A 22,324-nucleotide genomic window follows, 5' to 3' on the forward strand; every position below is an offset into this window, starting at 1 on the left:
TGCGACCGGCCCGCCGGGCGGTGGCGTACAGTCGGCATCGGCGCGGACCTCCTGGGGGCGATGGTGATGCGGACCGGGGTGCGCAGCGGCGCCGCGAAGGACGTCGGACGGCTCCGACGCCGGGTGGTCGTCGGGAGGGGGCAACGAGCACATGGCTGGCAACGGTGACCGTGCCGAGACCTGGACGTCGGAGCTCCGCGAGCAGCAGGCCACGCTCGGGGCGGATCTCGGTCCGGCGGATCCGGCGGCATACACGATGCGTAAGCCGATTCCCGAGCCGATGCCGACCGACCGGCACGGCCCGGCCCGGATCATCGCGATGGCCAACCAGAAGGGTGGCGTGGGCAAGACCACCACGACCATCAACCTGGGCGCCGCGCTGGCCGAGTACGGCCGCAAGGTGCTGCTTGTCGACTTCGACCCGCAGGGCGCCCTCTCGGTCGGGCTGGGGGTCAACCCGCACAACCTCGACCTGTCGGTCTACAACCTGCTCATGCAGGACGACGTCACCGCCGAGGACGTCCTGATCAAGACCGACGTGGCGGGGCTGCACCTGCTGCCGGCCAACATCGACCTCTCCGCGGCCGAGATCCAGCTGGTCAACGAGGTCGCCCGGGAGATGGCCCTGGCCCGCGTGCTCCGCTCGGTCCGCAAGGAGTACGACTACATCCTGATCGACTGCCAGCCCTCGCTGGGCCTGCTGGCGATCAACGCGCTGACCGTGGCGCACGGCGTGCTCATCCCGCTGGAGTGCGAGTTCTTCAGCCTGCGCGGGGTGGCCCTGCTGCTCGACACCATCGACAAGGTGCGCGAGCGGCTCAACTTCGACCTGGAGCTCGAGGGCATCCTCGCGACCATGTACGACAGCCGCACCACCCACTGCCGGCAGGTGCTCCAGCGGGTGGTGGAGGCGTTCGGCGACAAGGTCTACCAGACGGTGATCACCAAGACCGTCAAGTTCCCCGAGTCCACCGTCGCCGGTGCCCCGATCACCACGCTCGACCCGGCCTCGTCCGGTGCCCGCAACTACCGTCAGCTGGCCCGCGAGGTGATCGCCGCCCAGGCCGAGCGGTAGACCGGGATGCACCTTCGCGCCGAGCCGGCCGGGGCGTGGACTACGGTCTTCCGGTGACCGCGCCACCCCTCGACCCTCCGACGACGCCGGAGCAGCCGCCCGTACGGGCCGCCGATGCCGTCGCCGAGGTGCCGACGGACCCGGCCGGCGTGCCCGAAGCGGCGGAGAGCGCCGGGTTCACCGTCCGGCTGGCGAACTTCACCGGCCCGTTCGACCTGCTGCTCCAGCTGATCGGTAAGCACAAGCTCGACGTGACCGAGGTGGCGCTGCACCGGGTCACCGACGAGTTCATCGCCTACATCCGCGCGATGGGCGACCAGTGGGACCTGGACGAGGCCAGCGAGTTCCTGCTCATCGCCGCGACGCTGCTCGACCTGAAGGCGGCCCGGCTGCTGCCCGCCGCCGAGGTCGAGGACGAGGAGGACCTCGCGCTGTTGGAGGCGCGCGACCTGCTCTTCGCCCGGCTGTTGCAGTACAAGGCGTACAAGGAGGCGGCGGCGCACATCGCCGCGCTGGAGGAGGTCGGCGGCCGGCGCTACCCGCGCGCGGTCACCCTGGAGGCCCGGTACGCCGACGCGCTGCCCGACCTGGTGCTCGGCATCGGCCCGGAGCGGCTGCTGAAGCTCGCGGTCAGGGCGATGACGCCGAAGCCGGTGCCCGAGGTCTCCATCGCCCACGTGCACATGGTCCGGGTCAGCGTCCGGGAGCACGCGGGCATCCTCGCCGAGCGGCTGCGCCGCGCCGGCACGGCCACCTTCTCGCTGCTCTGCGCCGACTGCGAGGCGACCCTGGAGGTGGTGGCCCGGTTCCTGGCCCTGCTGGAGCTCTACCGGGAGGGCCTGGTCGCCTTCGTCCAGGAGCAGGCCCTGGAGGAGCTGACCGTACGCTGGACCGGTCCCGCCGAGGGCGGCCCCGACCTGCACGTCGACGAGTACGCCGGCACCCCGCCCGAGCCGGCCCCGACGGTGCCCGAACCGGCGGGCCCGGGCCCGCTTCCGGCGGCCTCGGCCGGGCGGCTGCCGGTGCCGGACGGCACGGCGGACGAGATCGGCCCAGCCGCGGTGGCAGGTGTGGCGGCGGACGACACCGGCTCGGCTCCGGCGCACACGGGCTCGGCTCCGGCGCACACGGGCTCGGCGGAGGACAGCGGGACGGCGCCGGGTGTGGCGGCGGACGGGAACGGGACGGCGACGACGGAGGAGCGAGCGGGATGAGCAGCGAGGAGCGTCGGGACTCCCTGGCCGACCAGGCCGCCGCCTGGGTGCCGCCCTGGCAGCGCCCCACAGCCCCCTCCGCGGCTCCCGAAACCGGAGATCCTGGTAACTCCACGCCCCCAGCGGGGCCTGAACCTACCGAGATGTCCGGAGACGTCGGGGGTGCGGCAGAGTCTGCGGTGGCGGACGCGCCGGTGGAGGCCCGGGAGGCCGGTGGGGCCCGCGGGGCTGAGGAGGGTAAGGGCGGTCGGGGCGTATCGGCGAAGGGAGCTGCGGGGCGACGGCGCGCGGCACCGGCACCCGAGCCGGCGCCGGAACTCGACGACGCGGAGCTGCGCGGGGCGCTGGAGGCGATCCTGCTGGTGGTGGACGAGCCGGTCAGCGAGCTGGTCCTCGCCCAGGTGCTGGAGCAGCCCGCCGAGCGGATCGGGCCGATGCTGGACGAGATCGCCGCGGGCTACACGGCCGCCGGACACGGCTTCGAGCTGCGCCGGGCCGCGGGTGGCTGGCGTCTCTACACCCGGCCGGAATACGCCACCTATGTCGAGCGGTTCGTACTGGACGGGCAGTCCGTGCGGCTGACCCAGGCCGCGCTGGAGACACTGGCCGTGGTCGCCTACAAGCAGCCCGTGACCCGGTCGCGGATCTCCGCCATCCGGGGTGTCAACTGCGACGGGGTGATCCGTACCCTGGTCTCCCGCGGGTTGGTCGAGGAGTGCGGCACCGAACCGGACAGCGGGGCGTTCCTCTACCGGACCACCACGATGTTCCTGGAGAAGCTCGGGCTGAACAGCGTCGACGACCTCCCGCCGCTGGCCCCGTTCCTTCCCGACGACGTAGAAGAGCTTGCCGATGCCACGCGATGACCGCACGCCCCGCCCCGACGCGCCCGCCTTCGAGGGGGCCGAGCGCCTGCAGAAGGTGCTGGCCGCCGCCGGCGTGGGTTCCCGGCGCGCCTGCGAGGACCTGATCTTCCGCCGCCGGGTCACCGTCGACGGCCGGGTCGCCCAGCTCGGCGACAAGGTCGACCCCGCCACGGCCGTGATCCACGTCGACGGCGAGCGCCTCGTCGCCGACACCCGACTGGTCTACCTGGCCATGAACAAGCCTCGCGGGGTCGTCTCCACGATGGCCGACGAGAAGGGCCGCACCGCGCTCGCCGACTTCCTCGGCAACCGGGTGGAGCAGCGGGTCTACCACGTCGGGCGGCTCGACGCCGACAGCGAGGGCCTGCTGCTGCTCACCAACGACGGCACCCTCGCGCACAAGCTGATGCACCCGTCGTACGGGGTGCAGAAGACGTACCTCTGCGAGGTGTCCGGGCCGATCCCGCGCAACCTCGGCAAGCGGCTGATGGCCGGCGTGGAGCTCGAGGACGGGCCGGCGAAGGTCGACTCCTTCCGGGTGGTGGACACGCTGGGACGGACCGCCCAGGTGGAGCTGAGCCTGCACGAGGGGCGCAAGCACATCGTCCGCCGCCTGCTCGGCGAGGCCGGTCATCCGGTGAGCCGGCTGGTGCGTACCGCGATCGGGCCGATCCGGCTGGGCGACCTGCGCGCCGGGCGGACGCGGCGGCTGACCAACGCGGAGGTCGCCGCCCTGTTCAAGGCCGTGGGTGACTGACCCCCGAGTTCGGGGTACGGCTGCCGGTAGGCTCCCTGGCGGCCCGGCGCCGGCGGCGCCCGTCGGGCGGCGCGACGCCGGGCATGATTGAGAACGTTTGGACAACCGCTCGCGGCACATCCGGTGTTTCGTGAGGTACGGGCTGAGGAGGACGACGGTGGAGGAAAACGAACGGGCCGGGCGATGCGTGGTCGCTGTGGATGGACCGTCCGGTTCGGGTAAGTCCACCGTCTCCCGGCGGCTCGCCGTCGGAATCGGTGCCCGCTATCTCGACACCGGCGCCATGTACCGGGCCATCACCTGGGCGGTGCTGCGCTCGGGGGTCGACCTGACCGACGCCGAGTCGGTGGCCAAGGTCGCAGGCGAGGTGGACCTGCGCATCGGCACCGACCCCCAGGGGTACGGCGTGACCGCCGACGGCGTGAACGTCGACGCCGAGATCCGCGGGCCGGAGGTGACCGGGGCGGTCTCCGCCGTGGCCGCCGTGCCGGCGGTGCGCGCGCTGCTGGTCACCCGGCAGCAGGAGATGATCGCCAACGCCGGCCGGATCGTGGTCGAGGGCCGCGACATCGGGTCCGTGGTGGCTCCGGACGCCGACCTGAAGGTCTACCTCACCGCCTCCGAGGCGGCCCGGGCCGCCCGGCGCAGCGCCGAGGACGCCACCGACGTGGCGGCGACGGCGGCCGACCTGGCCCGGCGGGACCGGCTCGACTCGACGCGCAAGGCCGACCCGCTGACCCAGGCCGCCGACGCCGTGGTGCTGGACACCACCGAGTTGGGCATCGACGAGGTCGTCGGGCGCCTGCGCGACCTGCTGACCGATCGGGGAGTGGCATGACCGACACCGACGGGTGGATCGAGCTGCGGGAACCGGACGTCGACACCGAGGAGCCGACCGGTCCGCAGCCGGTCGTGGCCGTGGTCGGCCGCCCCAACGTGGGCAAGTCGACCCTGGTCAACCGGATCATCGGCCGCCGCCAGGCGGTCGTCGAGGACGTCCCCGGCGTCACCCGCGACCGCGTGCCGTACGACGCGCAGTGGGCCGGCCGGCAGTTCACCGTGGTGGACACCGGCGGGTGGGAGCCCGACGCCAAGGACCGGGCGGCCGCTATCGCGGCGCAGGCCGAGACGGCGGTCGCCACCGCCGACGTGGTGCTGTTCGTGGTCGACGCGATGGTCGGCTCGACGGACGTGGACGAGGCGGCCGTACGGATGCTGCGCCGCAGCGCCAAGCCGGTGATCCTGGTCGCGAACAAGGCCGACAACACCGCCATCGAAATGGAGGCGACCTCGCTGTGGTCGCTGGGCCTGGGTGAGCCGTACCCGGTGTCGGCGCTGCACGGGCGTGGTTCCGGCGACCTGCTCGACGCCATCATGGACGCGCTGCCGGAGGCCCCGAAGATCGTCGAGAACCGCCCGCGCGGCCCGCGCCGGGTGGCCCTCGTCGGCCGGCCGAACGTCGGCAAGTCCAGCCTGCTCAACCGCTTCTCGGGCGAGGAGCGGGCGGTCGTCGACTCGGTCGCCGGCACCACCGTGGACCCGGTCGACAGCCTGGTCGAGATCGGCGGGGAGACCTGGCAGCTGGTCGACACGGCGGGCCTGCGCAAGCGGGTCGGCAAGGCCAGCGGCACCGAGTACTACGCCAGCTTGCGGACCGCCTCGGCGATCGAGGCCGCCGAGGTCGCCGTGGTGCTGCTGGACTCCAGCGAGCCGATCAGCGAGCAGGACCAGCGGATCCTGTCCATGGTCACCGAGACCGGCCGGGCGCTGGTGATCGCCTTCAACAAGTGGGACCTGGTCGACGCCGACCGCCGGTACTACCTGGACAAGGAGATCGAGCGCGAGCTGCGCCGTATCCCGTGGGCGATCCGGCTCAACCTGTCGGCGCAGACCGGCCGGGCGGTCGACAAGCTCGCGCCGGCGCTGCGCAAGGCCCTGGCCAGCTGGGAGACCCGCGTACCGACCGCGCAGCTCAACTCGTGGCTGACCGCGCTGGTGCAGGCGACCCCGCACCCGGTGCGGGGCGGGCGGGCGCCGAAGATCCTCTTCGCCACCCAGGCGGGGGTGGCGCCGCCGCGCTTCGTGCTCTTCACCACCGCGCCGCTCGACGCCGGCTACCAGCGGTTCGTCGAGCGCAAGCTGCGCGAGGAGTTCGGCTTCGAGGGCAGCCCGATCGAGATCTCCGTACGCCCCCGCAAGAAGCTCGGCCCGGGCGGCCGGGGCAAGGCGCACGGCTGATCCGCCGGACCTGAAGGCCGGGTGGGAGCACGTTCCCACCCGGCTTTTTGCTGCCCCCAATTCCCCTATCCTCCTAGGACGCTCTAGGGGAGGTGGGCGGGACGACGCGTTCGGCGCGGGAGGGGGCCAATGCGGACGGCACGAAGATCCTGCGCTAAGCTGTACCGGCTGTCGCGGGGAGATCCGCGCGGGAGCATCGGGACGTGGCGCAGCTTGGTAGCGCACTTGACTGGGGGTCAAGGGGTCGTCGGTTCGAATCCGGCCGTCCCGACGCAGGTCAGAGGCCATTCGGGATCTTCCGGATGGCCTTTTCTGATCTTGTACAGCAGCAAAGTACAGCAACGGCTCATTGACCGAGGCTCTCGCCGAGCTTTCGCAGGGCTTCGCGGGTGGCCTTGGACGAGACCTGGCTGTAGATCTCCATCGTGATCGAGAAGTCCGCGTGTCTCAGGATCGCCATCGCGATCCGGGGATGCACGTCCAAGTCGACCAGGAGCGAACCGCAGGTGCGGCGGGCGTCGTGGACGGTGATCTTTGGGACGCCAGCGCGGGCGATGCGACTGTCGTAGGACCGGTTGAAGTTCCGCGGCTCGACCGGCAGTCCGTACCGGGTCGTGAAGACCATGCCGGTGTCGTGCCACGCGTCGCCGGTCTTCTCCTTGGCCGCCTTCTGCTGCTGGTAGCGATGTCGCAGCGCGGTGACGCAGATGGCCGGCAGCGGGAGGGGAGCGTCGGACTCCTCGGTCTTGGTGGCCCGGTGCAGCAGCTGGCCGCGTACTCGCTGGAGCTGCTTGTCGATGACGAGGCTGATGTCGTGGTTGTCGCGGCAGTGCTCGCAGAAGTGCTCGCCGTGTGGGGTGCAGGGCTTGTCCCAGCCGTCCCACTCGATGTGGTCCCAGGTGAGACCGAGGACTTCGCCCTTGCGTAGGCCGAGCACGAGGACCAGGACGTAGGCGGCGTACAGGTAGTCGTCGCCGTCACGGGACGATTCCAGGAACGCGCGGGCCTCCTCACTGCTCCACGACTTGCCCTTTCGAGCGCGGATCGGCGGAAGCTTCACGAGAGCCGCGACGTTCTTGACGACCAGTTCCTCCACGACGGCCTGAGAAAGTGCCGAGCGGAGAACGGCGCGGATTCCCTTGACGGTGCGGGCCGAGGGGAGATCCTGGCAACACCGGCCAACCGCGCAGCATTTCCGGTTCTTCGGTGGCCGGCGTTCGTCCTTCCCCTGGGCGCAGCACTGGCACGTCTTCGCGACCTTGTTGAGCCAGCTCTGCACCTCGCGCACGGACAGCCGGCCGTCGAGTCGCTTGGCGCCGAGTCCAGGAATGATGTAGAGGCGACTCAGAGTCTCGTAGGTGGCGTAGGTCAGCGGGGCGAGGTTCGGCTCCACGATTTCGCCGAGCCAGTACGTCATGTAGTTCGCCACGGTGGGGACGTTCGTGGCAACGGGGCCGGCCTTGGCTTGCTGGTGCAGCCTTACCCACTTGTCGTGGACCTCGTCGCGGGTCTTGCCGTAGACGTACTTGCGGGCGCGTTTGCCGTCCGGCTTGGTGACCCAGACGTAGGCCGCGAACCCGTTTCGGTACGGGAAGATGGAGCCTTCGCCGTTGGCGCGCTTGCCGGGCATCAGGCCGCGTCCTGTCGGTCGATCTGCGCTTGGATGTACTCATCGATCCATTCCGGCAGGATGCGGCGGTACTTGCCGTCCTTGATCGAGCGCAGTTCCCCGGTGGCAATCTTCATCTTCACTTTCGACAGGCCGTAGCCGAGGATCGCGGCGACCTCGGCCGGGGAGTGCCACTTGGGCACGATGGGGGCCGGACTCCTGGTCATGTGGTGCCTCCTTCGAGGTGGCCTATGGGCCCGGCTTTCGCCGGTGGACTGACTGAGAGGGAGTGGTGCGGTGATGGGCGGTGCGACCGCAGCTGGCAGGAGCTGCGTACGGTGACTTGGTGAGCACTGATGAAGATCGAGACCGACTCGCCGAGCAGCTCGTGGCGCTCCCGGTCCATGAACTCGTGGATGTCATGCGGCGGGTCTTGCCGCACTACACCGAGGACGAGGACGGCCTTCGATCGGTGTTGCTCCTGGCTACCGCGACCATTCACGAGGACGCCCCAGACGTGCCTGACCTTGCACTCGTCGCATGGCCTGACCGGGACTACTACGAGGGTGGCCTCGGAGCCGACCAGGGCCTTTGGAACGAAGGCGACTGTGCGAAGTGCAATACGACCGTGACTTCGAACGCCAAGCGCGGACACTGCCCGGTCTGCGGCTCCAGGTGTGGCCTTACCTGAGTTATCGGACGGTAGCCCGTCCTTGGTTGTCACTGTGGAGTTGTCAAAAAACAGCGTCACGGCGGACTGCGGTTGACACGTACGTGTCAAGCGGCCACGGGTCGGCCCGTGCGATGAGTGGCGGCCTCGTCGGCTAGAGCGTCGAGGCCGGCTTGGTGCCGAGCGCGGGCGAGGGCGGCGGCGGTGTTGGCGAGCAGGGCGTCTCCGGTGGTGATCCAGCCAGTGGCTTGGTAGCCGAGTTCGTAGATGACCCGCTCGGTCTGTTCGTCGTCCCAGGTGTGGGGGTGGCCCTCGGTGCGCCGCCAGATGGTGCGCTGCATGCGGATGAAGCCGAGGGTGGCGGAGAAGGCGCGGCTCTTGGTGGTGATGTGGCCGCCGTAGCCGAACTGGTGCGCCCACCGTCGTAGGCGGGTGTAGTGGGGGTGCTCCCCGATGTCCCAGCAGGCGCGGATGAGCCGGCCGAGGTGGGTTGCGGGGTCGCCGTGGACTTGGACGGAGAGGTCGTCGACGCGGCGCAGGTTCAGGCCGGTTACCTCGGTGCTCTTGGTGACGTACTTGGCGATGTAGCCGGTGATCTGGGCAAGGTTGACTTCGCTGCCGGGGGCGTTGACGTGCTTGAGGTCCAGGCCCTTGTCACCCCAGGCGATGTGCCAGCCCTGCCCGCCGTTGGCGGGGTGTGACGCGGAGGTGTAGGCGGTCTTCACGAACGCCGTCCGGACGGCGGCTTCGAACATGTCCCGGGTGACCACCCCGGGCGGGGGCACGATCGCGGCGGGGCAGTCGGGGTTGTGGCCGTCGAGGCGGATCAGGGCGTGGTAGTGGATGACGCCGCGTACCTGGAACTCGTAGACCTTGATGTAGCGGCGGCGCAGCTCCACGCCGTGAGCGCGGCCGAGGCGGCGCAGCTCGCGGTCTACCTGTTGGATGGTGCGGCGCCACAGTTCGGGTGCTTCGTGGTTCCAGACGACCTGGCTGGTGTGGTCGTAGCAGTCCAGGCACAACGGCTGTCCGAGGTGGGTGTCGCCGGCCTTGTGACGCTGGCCGCAGCGTAGCTCGACGCCGTGCGGGCAGGTGCGCCCGAAGGGGTGGCACGGCGAGGGGCGGCAGGTGCAGCCGTCTTTCTTCCGGCAGTCCGCGGCGTGGACCTTCACGACCCGGTGGTGGACCGGACCGAACGACGGGGCGGTGGCGGTGAGGAAGATGGCGATGTGCTCGTGCAAGGGCGGCAGGCCCCACCGGTCGCCCTGTAAGCCAGCCTTGATGAGGTGGAACGTGTCGCGGCGGTAGACCTCGGCACAGGACGGGCACACCGAGGCGCGGCGGTTGCCACACGGGGTGTAGATCGCGCCGTCGGGCATGTCCTCGGTGTCGACGGTGACCATGCGGTTGCCGTCGGCGTCGTTGACGTGGATCTGCCCGGCCAGCCGGATGGGGTGCTTGCACGCGGAGGCGGCCCGGACGTGGCCGAGCCATTCGGGGTAGTCGGGATCCTGGGCGCGGGCGCGACCGGAGGCGACGGTGCGGGGGTCGTGGCCGCGTACCCAGCCGTCATCGGCGGGGCGGGTGCTGGTCGGGGTCGCCCAGGGCCAGTAGCCGGCGGCGGACTCAGCGCAGGCTCCCGTGCCCGAAACCGTGGTGGTTTCGGGCGCGAGAGGCAACGTCGAGGACGTCACGCGGTGGCTCCGACAGTGGTGCCGTTGTGTGATCGGTCGTTGATGGTCGGTTCGGTGGTAAGAGCCGTCAGGATGTCGGCGGCCGTAGCGGTCGGTACGCGCAGTCGTACGGCGAGCTGACCGGGGTTGATCGGTTCACCGTGAGTCTTGGCGTGCGCGGTGGCGACGAGCCGGGCGTTGGACAGCAGCGCGGGCGGCAGGCCGGTGGTTGTCGGCTGCGACGCCGCAGGTGCCGGTGTCGAGTCGGTGTCGGCGGTGGCGTCCGGGGTGTGCTCGACGGTTGGTGCGGGTTCGGTGTCCTCGCCAGAGGTGGTCGGGTTGATGGGTTCGGGGACAGGTGCGGGCATCGGTTCGGGTACGGGTGTGGGGTTGGTGGCCGGGGTCGCGGCGGCCGGGCGGACCAGCGGCGGGGCGGGGATGTCGGATGACGACGCCTCGGCGGTGGTGGCCGGCGCGGGTGCCGGGACGGTTTCGGTCGGCCGGGTGGTGCGTTTTCCGGTGGCGAGTAGTGCAGCGGTGGCCATGAGCATCAGGCCGTCGACAGCGAGGGGACCGAACCAGACGACGAGGGTTTCCTCGTTGTAGTGGTCGAGTAGTCCGGACAGGTGCCGGTAGGACACGAACGCGGCGACCAGGGCGACGGGCGGTAGCCCGACCCAGCGCAGCACGTTCCAACCCCAGCCGGTCGGCCAGGGCGTGCGGGCAAGGATCTCGATGGCGATGAACAGGAACAGCGGCCAGACGATCGCGGAGATGACCGCGCCGGGTTCCGGCTTCCAGTTGGCCGGGGCGCCTTTCGGGGCGATGAACGAGTGAGCGATGTTGGCGGCGACTGAGACAGCACCGCCGGAGACAGCGCCGATGTAGGCGTAGACGCGGCCGTTCTTTGTGGTGGTCATGACGCCGCCTGTGGGGCGGGGTTGGGGTCGGCGAAGAGGGAGAAGCTGAGGACGACGGCCTTGATGTAGCCGTGGCTACGAAGGTCGTTGGTGATGGTGACGATGTCGTCCATGGAGCGGATGGGCCGCTTGCAGGGCCATTCGGTGGACAGGAATCCGATGCCCTGGGGAGCGGTGTAGGTGAACGAGATCATGTAGCGGTACATGGCGGGTGCCCTTCCGGTTGAGGGTCAGTGGCAGCAGGGGCCGATCCAGCCCCTGCGGGTGGGGAAGACGTATTCGTTGGTGAGGATTCGGCCCTTGCAGCGGGCGCACTTGCCGGGACGGTGGGCGAGGACGGTGCCCTTGAACGGGCCGGGGATGGGCTTGCGCGGCTTGGCGCGCGGAGTGGCCGGGCGGGGCCGGCGGGTACGGGTGTTGGCCGGCCGGGCGGCCGGGGAACGGTCGGTGCGGCGGTAGGCGACCAGCAGGGCCGCGAGCGCGACGAGCAAGACAGCGAAGAACAGTGCGGTGGTCATTGGGCACCTCCGGTGCAGTCGAGGCAGGAGCCGGTACGGCGGGGGATGTAGTAGGGCTGGACCTGTCGGCAGTCGGGGCAGGTGCGGCGCGCGGTGAGCGCTTTGGTGATGGCCGCGCGTTGCGCGGGCGTGGCGGTGCGCTTGGGCATCGCGAGGTCGAGGCGGTAGAGGTAGGCGACGCGCTTGCCGCGTCGCCACATGATTTGGGCGGCCGGTTCCTGGCCACCGGGGCGCAGCTCGCGGGCGCGAAGCTGGCGACGGGTCAGCAGCCCTTGGGGGGCGAACTTGAACGGATACGTCGGCAGGCCGAAGCGCTCGCCGGTCGGGTCGTAGAACACCATCGGGTCCTCCGGGTCCGCGTCGTCCTGGTCGTCGCCGGCGCGATTGGTGCCGGTGGCGAAGGTGGGGTGTTGGTAGGTGTCGCGGTCGATGTCCTCGGGCAGGAACGCCGCAGCGCAGACGGCGCAAACGATGGGGCCTTCCTCGAAGGCCGACTTGGACATGCGCAGCTTGCGGGGGCACTCGCACTCACAGGCGACGCCGTTGTTGTTGTTCATGCGGGTCTTGCCCTCCCCGGTGGGTTCGGGGTGGCGGTAGAAGCGCAGCGCGTCGCCAAGGCCGGCGATGACGGGCCGGTAGCGGGCGCGGGCGAGGTCGGTGAGGGTGCAGGGCGAGTAGCCGAGCTTGTCGTCCTTGGTGGTGGACATGCCGAGTTCGGCGGCGAGGGTGGCGAACTTCTTGTTGTGCCAACGGCCCTGCCGGGAGGTGTCTTGGATGTCTCGCGCGTCGGCGAGGGCGTGGGTTGCTTCGTGCAAAAGCGTGGTGAATACGGCTTCGGGTTCGCGGGCGAGGCCCTCGCCGGAGATGAGGACTTCGGGAAGTTGGTTGTCGCCGGCCTGCCAGCGCAGGGCGGCGAAGTGGCCCCACTTCATGCCCTGGTTGGGCTTCGTCGGGGAGCCGGAGCCGACTACGAGGACGGCGGCCGGGATTTCGGGGTGCCGGTCGCGGATCGCGGACCAGGCGGATTCCAGCGCGGTGATCAGCGCGGCAGTGGACGCGGGGTTTTGACACGTACGTGTCACGTCAGTGATCTGGACAGCGGTGGTCATGCGGCCCTCCAGGTGGTTGGGGCGGCGGCGAGAGGACTCGTGGGACGGGCCAGGTCGCGGGGCCGGTCGATCGGCCGCGAGTCGGCGGGGGTGTCGGCGGTTTCCGTGAAGACGGCGGTTGACCAGCGCCGGGCGCGGGCGGCGTACATGGCCAGGTCGGCTCGGTGCAGCCACACGGCGGCGGGTTCGCTGGGGTCGGCCAGGACCGCGCCGAGGGTCGCGCCTACGGCCAGAGGCCGGTCGTCGTAGGTGACCGGCGTGGTCAGGCGGGTGTGGGTGTGGGTGAGCCAGCCGGCGAGCCAGGTGCCGGCGTCATCGTGGCCCCGGGCGGGGCCGGTGATGATGACGACGAATTCGTCGCCACCGAGGCGAGCAGCGAGGCACGCCGGGCCGGCGATGCCGGTAAGACGGTTGGCGACGGTGGTGAGGATGTGGTCGCCGGCCAGGTGGCCGTGGGTGTCATTGACCTTTTTGAAGCCCACCAGGTCGATCAGGACGACCGCGACGGGCCGGTTGGCGGTGTGGGCGGTGGTGATGAACGAGTCGGCGACGGCGAACAGGCCGGCGCGGTTGTGGACGCCGGTCAGCGGGTCATGGGTGGCGGCGTGCCGGACGGTGGCGAGTTCGGCCCGCAGGCTGTGGCGGGCGGTGAGGTAGCCGGCGGTCACGGCGGCGCTGATGGCACTGGCGGTGGCCAGGGCGCGCAGGCGGGGAGTCATCGGGCACCGAGCCAGGCGATGAAGCCCTCACGGGTGGGCAGCCGTTCGATGTCGTACTCGTGTTCGGCGTAAGTTTCGAGCTGGTCTTCGGTGGCGTGCGTCCAGTCGTAGTCGTCGGCGGCGGCGCGCAGGATGGCGACCACCTGCTCGGCGGTGCGGCCGGGGCGGTCGTTCCAGGTGAAGGGCGAGGTGTAGTCCTCGTCGGTGTGCCAGGGCGGCGGGTCGTGGAGATCGAGGAAGTCGACCAGGACGTCGACGGCCCGGAGGTAGTCGCGGACGTCGGGATTCATCTGCTCGTTGAGCAGGACCGGCATGCAGCTGCCGAAGATGGCCATGCCGATTGCGCCGGAGACGCAGGCCGGTGGGAACCAAACCTCATCGGTGCGGTCGAAGTAGAGGCTCTGGGTCCAGCCTCGGATTTCGAGGTAGCGGGCGGCGCAGCGCAGGGTGTCGGCCGGAGTCAGGTCGGCCAGTGCAGCGCGGGTGTCGGGCTGTTTCTGGGTAGGGTTCATGACGGCCACGTCCTTCCGTGGGCGGTGGTTGGTGGCCGGCGAGCCGAGTTCGCTTTCCTAGGGCTGGTCTCGGTTCGTCGGCCGTTCCTCTATCGGTGGTGCAGGTGGAGCCGGAGGAACACCCGCTGCCGGTCGTCATGAGGGCCGGCGGCGGTGGGTGCGGAGCGGAAGACGAGCGAGCCCGATGCGCGGGCGATGGCGGTCAGGATGGCGATGTCCTCGCCGGTGCCGATGAGCACTAGGTCCAGGACCCGGGTCTGGGTGGCGGCGGGGTTCATGCCGCAGCCTTCGCAGCGTGCCGCTCGGCGGGGGCAACGAGGCCGCTACGGTGGCGCGTCCAGGCGGCGTAGTCCGCGACGCGGATGATGTCTGCGTCGGTCATGTAGGCCGCCTTCACCAGGGCGGGGATGCCGCCTTCGGCGATGAGGAAGCCGGCGCCCTGGTTGTTCGGGTCGATGCTGTTGGAGGAGAAGCCGCGGGCGGCCCAGCCGTGCCCGAGCACGATGTCGCTGGACACGTCGGTGGTGCAGCGGCCAGCGAACCGCCACGCGAACAGGTCCCGCAGCGAGGTCGGGATGATGTCCGACGACGGGCGCTGAGTAGCGGCGGCGACGATGATGCCGACCGCGCGACCCCGGGCCACGATGTCGCGTAGTAGCGCGGCGAACAGCTTCTGCGTCTTCTCGTCGCCGGCGGTGGCGGAAAAGTAGGCGATCTCATCGCAGGCCACGAGGATCTGACCGAACACGTCGTTCGGGCCGACCTTGCGGCGGCGACGGGCCTTGAGGAACGTGTAGCGGTTGTCCATCACCGTCTGCACCCGCCGCAGGGTGCGGATGGCATGGTCGATGTCCGGGCCGACGAAGACGTCGCAAGCGTCTTCCCACAGCCCCAACTCGACCTGCTTGCCGTCCAGCAGGCACAGCCGCACATCGGGGCACAGCGCAGCGTGGCCGACGATCGTGTTCAGCAGGCTCGACTTGCCCGCGCCGGGCTCACCACCGATAAGGATGTTCCGGTAGATCATCGGCAGGTACACGGCCTGGCCGAACTCATCGATACCGAGGAAGACCGGATCGAAGATGGACAGGCCAGCGCCGACCGGCACCGTCGCCGGCGGGTCGGTGTGGGCGGGTAGCTCGATGGTGTCGGTGAGGTCCATGACAGGGCTCCCGGAGGATCGGTTGACACGTACGTGTCAAGCGGGCAGGGGAGGTGGGAGAGGCGCGGACGCTGGACCCGTGGGCGGGTGCTCTGTCCGCGCCGTCCCGGTCGGTCAGGCGTAGTCGGAGGGGTCGAACCCGTTCGGGCTCGCCGTGGTGGGGTTGCGCGGCTTGCGCGGCCGGGTAACCTCGGCCGGCACGGTGACCGGCTCGTCCGGCACGTCGGGCAGGTCCAGGCCGACAGGCGGCATGCCCGGAGAGGTAGGAGCGTTCGCCGGCACGTCGACCGTGACGTAGTCCGGCAGCGGCGACACGATCGTGTCGGCCAGGGGCTCTCGGCGGGTGATGTCGAGGCGGACCAGCGCCGCGTACTTGCGGGAGGCCCGCATGACGCGGACCTCGTTGGCCCAGCACGCCACGGCCAGCTTCTGCACCTGGCCGTCCTGTTCCAGGTCCCGCACGGACAGGCCCGGCCGCAGCCACACCCAGACGCGTTCCCCGGCCGGGGTCGGCCGAGCGGGCAGGATCAACGGCAGCGAACCCTGCCGGTTTGTGGCGATGAACGCCGCGAAGCACAGCCGCAGCCGGTGCCGCACGATCAGGCACCACGCCCACGAGACGGCCATCCGGCGGACCGGACCGATAGCGGCGGGGACGCCGACGACCAGGAGCACGACGAGCAGGGAGCCCCACAGCGGGGTTGACTGCATCAGCACCACCCAGCCGTAGACGGCGACCAGACCGAGCGCGATCTCCGGCAGCCAGTGCCAGAACACGCGCAGGACCGGCCACGCCACGATCAGAGCGAACACGACCGCGCCGACCACGACACCGATAAGACCGCCGAGCAGCCCACCGAGGATCGGGTGCATGTACTCCGAGGCCACCGTGGCCGCCAGCAGGCCGACCACCCCGAGCGTGACCCAGAACGCGATGATGGCCCGGCGGCGGTACGAGCGGGCAACCGGCGCTTCGATGACGGTGACTGTGTTGTTGCCCCCACGGTTCGACCAGCCGAACCGGGACCGCGAACTAGACTTGCGCACGACAAGTCCTCCCTCTGATGGGGCAAGGAGTTGTTGGACAGGACGCGGGGTCGCAGCCGACGCCAATCAACGGCGACCCCGTGTCCACCTCTCGCTTCTGCAGAGCCGATCCGGGAGCCGCGTTACGCGGCGGTGTCCAGCGGCGTCAGCGCCGATGCCCGGAACGCCACGCCCGAACGGACCTTGCCGTCCCGGTCGTTGACCCAGGGCAGCGCCTCCAGGTCGACCGGCACGACCGGCTGACGCACCGTTACCGGCGGCATCGTCGGGCTGACCACCGTCACGTTGATGACCTCGGCGCTGCCCTCGGCCAGGGCGTACAGGTGCACCGTCCACATCGGGTTTTTGGTCTCGCGGTCGAACTTCTGCTGACCGGTCTGGTCCAGCTTCGGCACCGGGTTGACGGAGACCTCGTACGACACCTTCGACGTGTCCAGCAGCAGACGTCCCATGACTGACTCCTTCGTCTCGTGAGCAGGGCCCATATCGGCGGGCCAAGCGCGTCCTATCTGGACGGCAGCTCTTGTGAGTTCAGAGTGCGTCGATGGGTAGTGACGAGTTCACCACGAGGCATGGACGACTAGGGACGTCCTTGCTAGGGTTAGTCGTCCCTCGCAGTCGTCCTATCGCCCAGCAGGGAGCCGAGATGCCGAACGACCGTCTTCGCAGCGGGCTGCTCAAGAAGGGCCTGACGCCGGCCATGCTGGCCGACAAGCTTGGCGTGGATCCGAAGACCGTGGAGCGATGGGTCACCCAGAGCCGGAATCCGTACCCGCGCTACCGGCACTCGATTGCGGAGCTGCTGGACGAGAGCGAGTCGTACCTCTGGCCGGACGCCCTGCCGACGCAGCGAGCCGTGCAGGTTAGCCAGTCCGAGGTCGTCCACATCTACCCGCGCCGCGGGGCCGTTCCGACCGACCTCTGGCAGCAGCTCTTGGAGAAGGCCGCCCGGCAGGTCGGCGTCCTGGTCTACGGCGGGTTGTTCCTGCCCGAGTTCAACCACCGATGGGTGCCGACCCTACGCGAGAAGGCGCTGGCCGGGGCCCAGGTCGAGCTGCTATTCGGCGACCCGGAGGGCAAGCACATCGCGGAGCGTGGGGACGACGAAGGCATCGGACACGCTATGTCCAGCAAGATCCTCAACGCGCTGGCGTTCTACAAGGACCTGCGGGACCTACCCAACGTCGGGATCTACTACCACGACACGATCCTCTACAACTCCATCTACCGCTTCGATGACGAGATGCTGGTCAACACCCACCTCTACGGCACGCCGGCCGCGTACGCCCCAGTGCTGCACCTGCGGCGGCTCGGCGGCGGCGACCTGTTCGACAGCTACGTCGCCAGCTTTAACCGGGTCCTGGGCGTGAAGCGGGCCGTGTGGCCCGAGCACTGAGCCGCCGACGGTGGGAGGCTGGAGGTATGGCCCGGATCGAGCACTTCAACAACCCGAACGCCCCGAAGCCGAACAGCATCGTCGTAGCAGTGACCGTCTTCGTTCAGGACGAGCAGGGCCGGGTGCTGCTAATCCAGCGGACCGACAACGGCCTGTGGGCGCTGCCCGGTGGCGCCCAGGACTTCGGCGAGTACATCGCCGAGACGGCGGTCCGGGAGACGCGCGAGGAGACCGGCGTCGAGGTCGAGGTGACGGGCGTGGTGGGGATCTATACCAACCCGAACCACGTGGTGGAGTACAGCGATGGTGAGGTGCGGCAGCAGTTCTCGATCTGCTTTCGTGCCCAGTACGTTAGCGGAACGCCGACGACTAGCGACGAATCCTCGGACGTTAGGTGGGTCGCGCAGCAAGAGCTGGGTAAGCTTGAGATCCACCCTTCGATGCGGCTTCGCATTGACCATGGTTTCGAAAGCCGGAACCAGCCCTACATCGGTTGAGCCGAAATTCGGGCTTGTGTCCGTCGTGCGGCCTCCACTAACACCGGTTCAGCCTTGCGCCAAAACCGAGTCACCAGATGGTCAGGACCGTACCGCTCCCGGATCTCAGCCAACCGCTCCTCGATCGTAAATTCTTGGCCGTCTGGCCCAGTTGTCATATCCGCGTACCAGAGCGCGTCAGCCGTAGCAGACTCTTCTCGGGCAAACTCGCTATCGAGGGTCTCGCCGAATCCTCGCTCCTTCGCCTCGAATGAAGCGCACGAGTGGTGAGCGACAAGTCCTGCGAGCCGTGAATCGAAACCTTGGCGGAGTAGCCAGCGTGCACCATCAAGTGAGTGGAAGCCCGTTTCCGCGATGCCAGGCGAGTGTCCGATGTCATGCAACCAAGCCGCAGCCTCCAGCATCTCTTGGTCACACTCTGCAAGTACGCCGAGTCGGCGAGCCTTCGCCGCCACGTGTCGGACATGCTGCCAGCGTCGAGGAAGCGCCCCAGCGAGATGTTGCTCTGCGATGGCGGCAGCTTGGCCTAGTAAGGGCTTCACGCCGAACACTGTACCGTCTAGCCCTTCTCCAAGTAAGCTTGAAGGTCGTGATGCCGGAATTGATAACCTAGTCCCGACATCCGCAGAAGTCCTGCAGCATGTGCCCACTTGAGGAAGTGCCCAAAGAAGAAGGGGACCCCATGCCGCGTCATGCCGATATAGAGTCCAGCCAAGTAGCGGGGAACCGTTGAGCCGCACAACCAGCCGAAGAACGCGGTGCCGCCAAGCAATAGGCCGGCATCTAGTCCAAGCATCTCATAAACGAAAAAGCCATAGAAGAGCCCGATAGCGACTGCGGAAATTAGCGATGTTAGTGCATCGTATCGGACGGGATCGGACGGCTGTAGAGCGTCAGCTGAATCAATCCTCCGACTTAGGGCCAACATGAGCGCGTTCGCCCAGATGAGAACTCCCATCGCCATGCCGAAGAATAGGCCGACGGCCTTAATTGCAAATACCCCCATGGTGATCGCCATCACCAATCCTGTCCCTGCGATTACCACTGACCGGCTGGTGCGTAGCTGCTTTAGACTGAGTCGGGCGGGAATTCTGCCTAGCCAAGGGGCATTGGTGACCGACAGAATAATGAGCATCAACCAGTTGGCAGCGAATGACAGTTGGTCCCAGCCTGACCACTGCCGATCGTCGCCGCTGTCGAATCCTAAATTGGTTGCTATGCCGTACAGGGCAAACGGCATATGGAGAAGCATCCACATTATCCACATTCCGGCCCTGTCAACCTTGCGCGCCTCCAAAACGTCCGGCCACTTATGAAGAATAATCTCCGAGAGTGGCTTGCCGCCACCGTCTGGCTGTGCCATTAGGATGGCAATCGACTGAAGCCACCGTTGAGCTTTCTCGGGTTTGAAGCGCCGCGTTTGGTAGAGGTCGCATCTTGCTGCTACGAAGCTGCCATAAAGCAGCTCGTCCAACCGCTCGATGTAGGCAGCCTTCGCCTCGGCTCGGGGCCTACGACCAGCGGCATCAACCTGCTTCTGGGGCAACAGATCTCTGGGGTCGCCACCCCTTAGATAGAAACTAACTGCGGTAGTAAGGCGCCAGGGAGTACACAGGGCTACCACGAGAGGCGACGTCTTGGGTGCTCGGAGGCGTTCAATAACGGGAGACCAGGCAAGGTGATCCTCTGCGCTAGGGCAGTGAGTGCGAATGTAAGCGGTCGCATGATCGACAGTCAGTCTTTGAATAGTTATCTCGTCTGCGTCACGAACTTTGCGGCTCAAACGCTCATAGTAGGCGCTTCCCGACCGACAGAGAACGACGATGCGAGCTCCCGGTGTTGCTGCAATATACTCATTAATCCTCGCTGTCGCTTTCTCGGCTCGCCCTGACACTCCTTCACCGTCAAGCTCGTCCAAGCCATCTAGAACTGGCAGAAGACATCCCTTGAGAGCGAGTTGGTCAGAAATCCGACGGCTTATTCCAAAACGCTGACATACCTGGCTAGTCAGCCACTCCAGCAGGTCGACGTCATCCGGCCAACTAGCCGCACTAAGATAAATTGGGATCGGGTGGCCGTCTGCTAGGTCTTCCGTAGAGGCTCGTCGGGCCTTCAAGAGGTCGACAATCAAAGTGATTGCAAGTACCGTCTTCCCCGTTCCTTGTTCGCCCAAGACGACGAGTCTGCCCCTTGTTTTGCCCGAATAGAATTCGGCGACGTTGTTTAGGTTGCCTTCCTCATGGCGGCTTTCCAAGTTCTTCCTGCGGGCGGAGTGTGTCGGTAAGTTGCTCCGGATGTAGCTAACACACGCCGGGCGTGAATCGAGGCTATCGGTGCTTAGAAGATGGGCAAGCCTTCGTCCCTCTTGAAGAAGAATGACTGTTGCCAGACGATCTAGCGTCACCCTCACGTCGGAAGCGTCCCGCTCGGGATCCGTCCTAAGCCTGTCCGCGATAACCAGGATGACACCGATGGCGCCAACAGATAGCGCGAGGATGTTTGCCCACCCGACACGATTGTTGAATTCCGAGTCTTCTGCGCGAACGTTCCAAGCGTTGGCCGGTAGAGAGATGGCTAGCCCGGCAAGGCAAAGGATGGTTAAGGACCAGCCCGTGCGTTTGAACCACGAGCCGGATGAAAGTGGTTTCCGCAACTTCTGTCCGTATTCGCAATCAAGGTGAGGTGTTGAGCGTGTAATGGCATAGATGGCAGGTCATGAGGGTCGGTGGGGTTGGTCTAGCGCTCCGTCGACTGTGGATTAATTGGACTCTAGCTCATTAGCGCCAAGCATGTCGACACGTTGGTTCCGACCTCTACTGCGACTGTGAGAACTTTCTGTACGAGATCAAGGCGGCCCGCTTCGCAGGCCGCTCGCGCCGCCGACCAGGGGCCGACCCAGAGGGTCGCCGCTCGGGGACCCCGCCGCCCGGGCGCAAGCGCCGGCGGCACCCCGGCGGTTCCAGCCCCGCCGGCGGCGCGACATACGACGAAGCCCCGGGCCGCCATGGTCGAAGGCGGTTCCGGGGCTTTGTCGGGCGCAAAATCAGGGAATCAATGGGCTGTTCCGGCGATCGGATTGAACCTGCCAGTCATCCGACGTGATTAGACCCAAAAGGTATTGGCTGTAGATATCTTGGATATCCCACCCATGTGCTGAGACGGTATTCCGGGAGCTATCGAGTCCTGCTCGCCAATAGTAGTTGGCCATTGAATGCCGTTTAGGATTGAGGACTGCCATGTGGCTTAGCAGGAAGAACAGCATCGCCCCTATTGGTATTGGCTGCACATTTTTTCCTCGCTGGCGTATGCGTCCAGTCTCCTTCCATGACTTCCAGCGCATGAAGTAGCTCACCGCCTCAATGTTGCGCAATTCGATTTGTTTGGCATCCACGCGAGAGTTGTGTGCACCCCTCTTCATTGAGAGGGGGCGGATATGGTTCTCCCAAGTATGGAGGTCGCTCACGCATATGAGTGTGGGCAGGTGTCGTGGATGTTCAGCGAGCTGGTGTAGGCGTCCGACCTCAGAGTCGATCTTCTCCAACGCTTCCTCGCTGCTTTTCCACTCGTGGCTATGGGCTAGAAGGCCGTACAGAATCGGGTTACACGTACTTTCGTACAATGTCGTCTTTCCGTGCTGCGTTTCCAAGTTACTTATCGCGACCGAATTCGCGAAGAACTTCTCTAGATGAGGTTTCCTCAGAGTGTTCTTGCATTCGAAAGCTGCGACCACGCCAGGGGCGAGGTACAGCTTCTTGTCGCGGAGTTTGCGCGGATAGTCGCCGGAAAGGACAACAACGTCGATTTGAGGGCTGGCCGTTCCATCTGCGGCCAGAATCCTTCCCTTGGTTGCAATATGCAGGTCAGCAGGCAGCCAATCGGCGAGCAGGCCCGCCCAGTTCGATTCGCCCTCGTCGCCCGCCGTGCCTGGGTCCTCGGTAGAGCGTCTGTAGATCCTGCGATACTCGGCCTCCATCTCCCGCGTAACCTGTTCTAGGAAGGCTAAAAGCTCGTGGGAGGCTGTCACCCCCCAAGCATCCCGCAGATGGCCGCCCATGGCATAGGGCGGATCCGCGTCTGGACGGACGCCTCCGGCGGGGCGCTCGGGCGCTCTGGGATGGTTGGCGCCACCCCGACAACCTTCGTCCGGGCAGAGCCGAGTGGGTGGGGCCTGCCCGGTCAAGGTCGTTCAGACGGTGGGTGCTCCACCTTGACCGGGCAGGCCCCACCCACTCCACGGTGTGCGGACGAAGGCCGACGGGATGGCTAGAGGGCGCAGCCGGGCAAGGGGCGGCCGAAGATCATCGGGCGCAGATCCGGCACAACCGCGACCGACAAGCCGTGG

The 22,324-nt window shown here is 67.6% G+C and carries 25 protein-coding genes, 1 tRNA gene and 1 pseudogene; 10 read left to right on the forward strand and 17 right to left on the reverse strand.

The genetic code is table 11. The features are described from left to right. Positions 1–151 precede the first annotated feature (151 nt). The 7 genes from AB0883_RS29600 (at position 152) to AB0883_RS29630 (ending at position 6,421) form a co-directional block, all read left to right on the forward strand. Positions 152–1,075 carry an AAA family ATPase gene (locus AB0883_RS29600; protein ID WP_121397670.1) on the forward strand — a complete coding sequence of 308 codons (924 nt, stop codon included), beginning with the start codon at positions 152–154 and terminating at the stop codon, positions 1,073–1,075. 35 nt (positions 1,076–1,110) lie between these two features. Continuing rightward, positions 1,111–2,289: a ScpA family protein gene (locus AB0883_RS29605; protein WP_366644566.1), complete on the forward strand. Its 1,179-nt coding sequence runs from the start codon at positions 1,111–1,113 to the stop codon at positions 2,287–2,289. Continuing rightward, positions 2,286–3,155 carry an SMC-Scp complex subunit ScpB gene (scpB, locus tag AB0883_RS29610; protein ID WP_366644567.1) on the forward strand — a complete coding sequence of 290 codons (870 nt, stop codon included), beginning with the start codon at positions 2,286–2,288 and terminating at the stop codon, positions 3,153–3,155. Before AB0883_RS29605 ends, scpB begins: the two co-directional genes overlap by 4 nt. Then, positions 3,142–3,912 (forward strand): pseudouridine synthase, encoded by a 771-nt coding sequence (locus AB0883_RS29615; protein ID WP_121397673.1) that lies wholly within the window; start codon positions 3,142–3,144, stop codon positions 3,910–3,912. The genes scpB and AB0883_RS29615 overlap by 14 nt, the downstream gene beginning before the upstream one ends. 157 nt (positions 3,913–4,069) lie before the next feature. Then, positions 4,070–4,750 carry a (d)CMP kinase gene (gene cmk, locus AB0883_RS29620; protein WP_366644568.1) on the forward strand — a complete coding sequence of 227 codons (681 nt, stop codon included), beginning with the start codon at positions 4,070–4,072 and terminating at the stop codon, positions 4,748–4,750. After that, positions 4,747–6,150, forward strand: a complete 1,404-nt coding sequence (der, locus tag AB0883_RS29625; RefSeq protein ID WP_121397675.1) for a ribosome biogenesis GTPase Der — start codon at positions 4,747–4,749, stop codon at positions 6,148–6,150. The genes cmk and der overlap by 4 nt, the downstream gene beginning before the upstream one ends. A 197-nt stretch (positions 6,151–6,347) precedes the next feature. Beyond that, a tRNA-Pro gene (locus tag AB0883_RS29630) sits at positions 6,348–6,421 on the forward strand. A 75-nt stretch (positions 6,422–6,496) separates the two neighbouring features. Here the strand turns inward: AB0883_RS29630 and AB0883_RS29635 are convergent. After that, positions 6,497–7,780, reverse strand: a complete 1,284-nt coding sequence (locus tag AB0883_RS29635) for a tyrosine-type recombinase/integrase (RefSeq protein ID WP_366644569.1) — start codon at positions 7,778–7,780, stop codon at positions 6,497–6,499. Further along, positions 7,780–7,986 (reverse strand): excisionase family DNA-binding protein, encoded by a 207-nt coding sequence (locus tag AB0883_RS29640; protein ID WP_366644570.1) that lies wholly within the window; start codon positions 7,984–7,986, stop codon positions 7,780–7,782. The genes AB0883_RS29635 and AB0883_RS29640 overlap by 1 nt, the downstream gene beginning before the upstream one ends. Before the next feature lie 119 nt (positions 7,987–8,105). Here AB0883_RS29640 and AB0883_RS29645 point away from each other — a divergent pair, with 119 nt between their 5' ends. Beyond that, a complete protein-coding gene (locus AB0883_RS29645) occupies positions 8,106–8,450 on the forward strand; it encodes a hypothetical protein (RefSeq protein WP_366644571.1) in 345 nt (114 codons plus the stop codon). 86 nt (positions 8,451–8,536) lie between these two features. On the opposite strand, the gene AB0883_RS29650 is transcribed toward AB0883_RS29645, so the two are convergent. From AB0883_RS29650 to AB0883_RS29700, 11 genes are all read right to left on the reverse strand, one after another. After that, positions 8,537–10,123: a replication initiator gene (locus AB0883_RS29650; protein WP_366644572.1), complete on the reverse strand. Its 1,587-nt coding sequence runs from the start codon at positions 10,121–10,123 to the stop codon at positions 8,537–8,539. Next, positions 10,120–11,022, reverse strand: a complete 903-nt coding sequence (locus AB0883_RS29655) for a hypothetical protein (RefSeq protein WP_366644573.1) — start codon at positions 11,020–11,022, stop codon at positions 10,120–10,122. Before AB0883_RS29655 ends, AB0883_RS29650 begins: the two co-directional genes overlap by 4 nt. Then, a complete protein-coding gene (locus AB0883_RS29660; protein WP_366644574.1) occupies positions 11,019–11,228 on the reverse strand; it encodes a hypothetical protein in 210 nt (69 codons plus the stop codon). Before AB0883_RS29660 ends, AB0883_RS29655 begins: the two co-directional genes overlap by 4 nt. 24 nt (positions 11,229–11,252) lie before the next feature. After that, the gene (locus AB0883_RS29665; protein WP_366644575.1) at positions 11,253–11,540 is read right to left on the reverse strand and encodes a hypothetical protein; all 288 of its coding nucleotides are present in this window, start codon (positions 11,538–11,540) and stop codon (positions 11,253–11,255) included. After that, entirely contained in the window at positions 11,537–11,881 is a 345-nt protein-coding gene (locus AB0883_RS29670; protein ID WP_366644601.1) for an RRQRL motif-containing zinc-binding protein, read from the reverse strand. Before AB0883_RS29670 ends, AB0883_RS29665 begins: the two co-directional genes overlap by 4 nt. Positions 11,882–12,645: 764 nt before the next feature. Next, a complete protein-coding gene (locus AB0883_RS29675) occupies positions 12,646–13,368 on the reverse strand; it encodes a GGDEF domain-containing protein (RefSeq protein WP_366644576.1) in 723 nt (240 codons plus the stop codon). Beyond that, entirely contained in the window at positions 13,365–13,880 is a 516-nt protein-coding gene (locus AB0883_RS29680) for a hypothetical protein (RefSeq protein ID WP_366644577.1), read from the reverse strand. Before AB0883_RS29680 ends, AB0883_RS29675 begins: the two co-directional genes overlap by 4 nt. Before the next feature lie 89 nt (positions 13,881–13,969). Next, complete coding sequence (locus AB0883_RS29685) at positions 13,970–14,158, reverse strand: hypothetical protein (RefSeq protein WP_366644578.1); 189 nt, start codon at positions 14,156–14,158, stop codon at positions 13,970–13,972. Then, complete coding sequence (locus AB0883_RS29690; protein ID WP_366644579.1) at positions 14,155–15,042, reverse strand: FtsK/SpoIIIE domain-containing protein; 888 nt, start codon at positions 15,040–15,042, stop codon at positions 14,155–14,157. Before AB0883_RS29690 ends, AB0883_RS29685 begins: the two co-directional genes overlap by 4 nt. A gap of 114 nt (positions 15,043–15,156) precedes the next feature. After that, entirely contained in the window at positions 15,157–16,089 is a 933-nt protein-coding gene (locus tag AB0883_RS29695) for a hypothetical protein (protein WP_366644580.1), read from the reverse strand. Between the two features lie 122 nt (positions 16,090–16,211). Then, the gene (locus AB0883_RS29700) at positions 16,212–16,541 is read right to left on the reverse strand and encodes a hypothetical protein (protein ID WP_366644581.1); all 330 of its coding nucleotides are present in this window, start codon (positions 16,539–16,541) and stop codon (positions 16,212–16,214) included. Between the two features lie 194 nt (positions 16,542–16,735). Here AB0883_RS29700 and AB0883_RS29705 point away from each other — a divergent pair, with 194 nt between their 5' ends. Together AB0883_RS29705 and AB0883_RS29710 are read left to right on the forward strand one after the other, a co-directional pair. Continuing rightward, positions 16,736–17,485, forward strand: a complete 750-nt coding sequence (locus tag AB0883_RS29705; RefSeq protein ID WP_366644582.1) for a helix-turn-helix transcriptional regulator — start codon at positions 16,736–16,738, stop codon at positions 17,483–17,485. Between the two features lie 26 nt (positions 17,486–17,511). Then, complete coding sequence (locus tag AB0883_RS29710) at positions 17,512–17,982, forward strand: NUDIX domain-containing protein (RefSeq protein WP_366644583.1); 471 nt, start codon at positions 17,512–17,514, stop codon at positions 17,980–17,982. On the opposite strand, the gene AB0883_RS29715 is transcribed toward AB0883_RS29710, so the two are convergent. The 4 genes and pseudogenes from AB0883_RS29715 to AB0883_RS29730 form a co-directional block, all read right to left on the reverse strand. Further along, positions 17,970–18,632, reverse strand: coding sequence for an HD domain-containing protein (locus AB0883_RS29715; protein ID WP_366644584.1), 663 nt, complete (start codon positions 18,630–18,632; stop codon positions 17,970–17,972). The genes AB0883_RS29710 and AB0883_RS29715 overlap by 13 nt on opposite strands. Further along, the gene (locus tag AB0883_RS29720) at positions 18,542–19,456 is read right to left on the reverse strand and encodes a hypothetical protein (protein ID WP_366644604.1); all 915 of its coding nucleotides are present in this window, start codon (positions 19,454–19,456) and stop codon (positions 18,542–18,544) included. Before AB0883_RS29720 ends, AB0883_RS29715 begins: the two co-directional genes overlap by 91 nt. Before the next feature lie 234 nt (positions 19,457–19,690). After that, positions 19,691–20,392, reverse strand: a pseudogene (locus AB0883_RS29725) (NACHT domain-containing protein); the annotation flags it as partial. Positions 20,393–21,025: 633 nt separating this feature from the next. Then, positions 21,026–22,006, reverse strand: coding sequence for a DUF6602 domain-containing protein (locus AB0883_RS29730; protein ID WP_366644585.1), 981 nt, complete (start codon positions 22,004–22,006; stop codon positions 21,026–21,028). Positions 22,007–22,324 lie beyond the last annotated feature (318 nt).

It is taken from the genome of Micromonospora sp. NPDC047812 (assembly GCF_040704175.1).
Taxonomy (GTDB): Bacteria; Actinomycetota; Actinomycetes; order Mycobacteriales; family Micromonosporaceae; genus Micromonospora.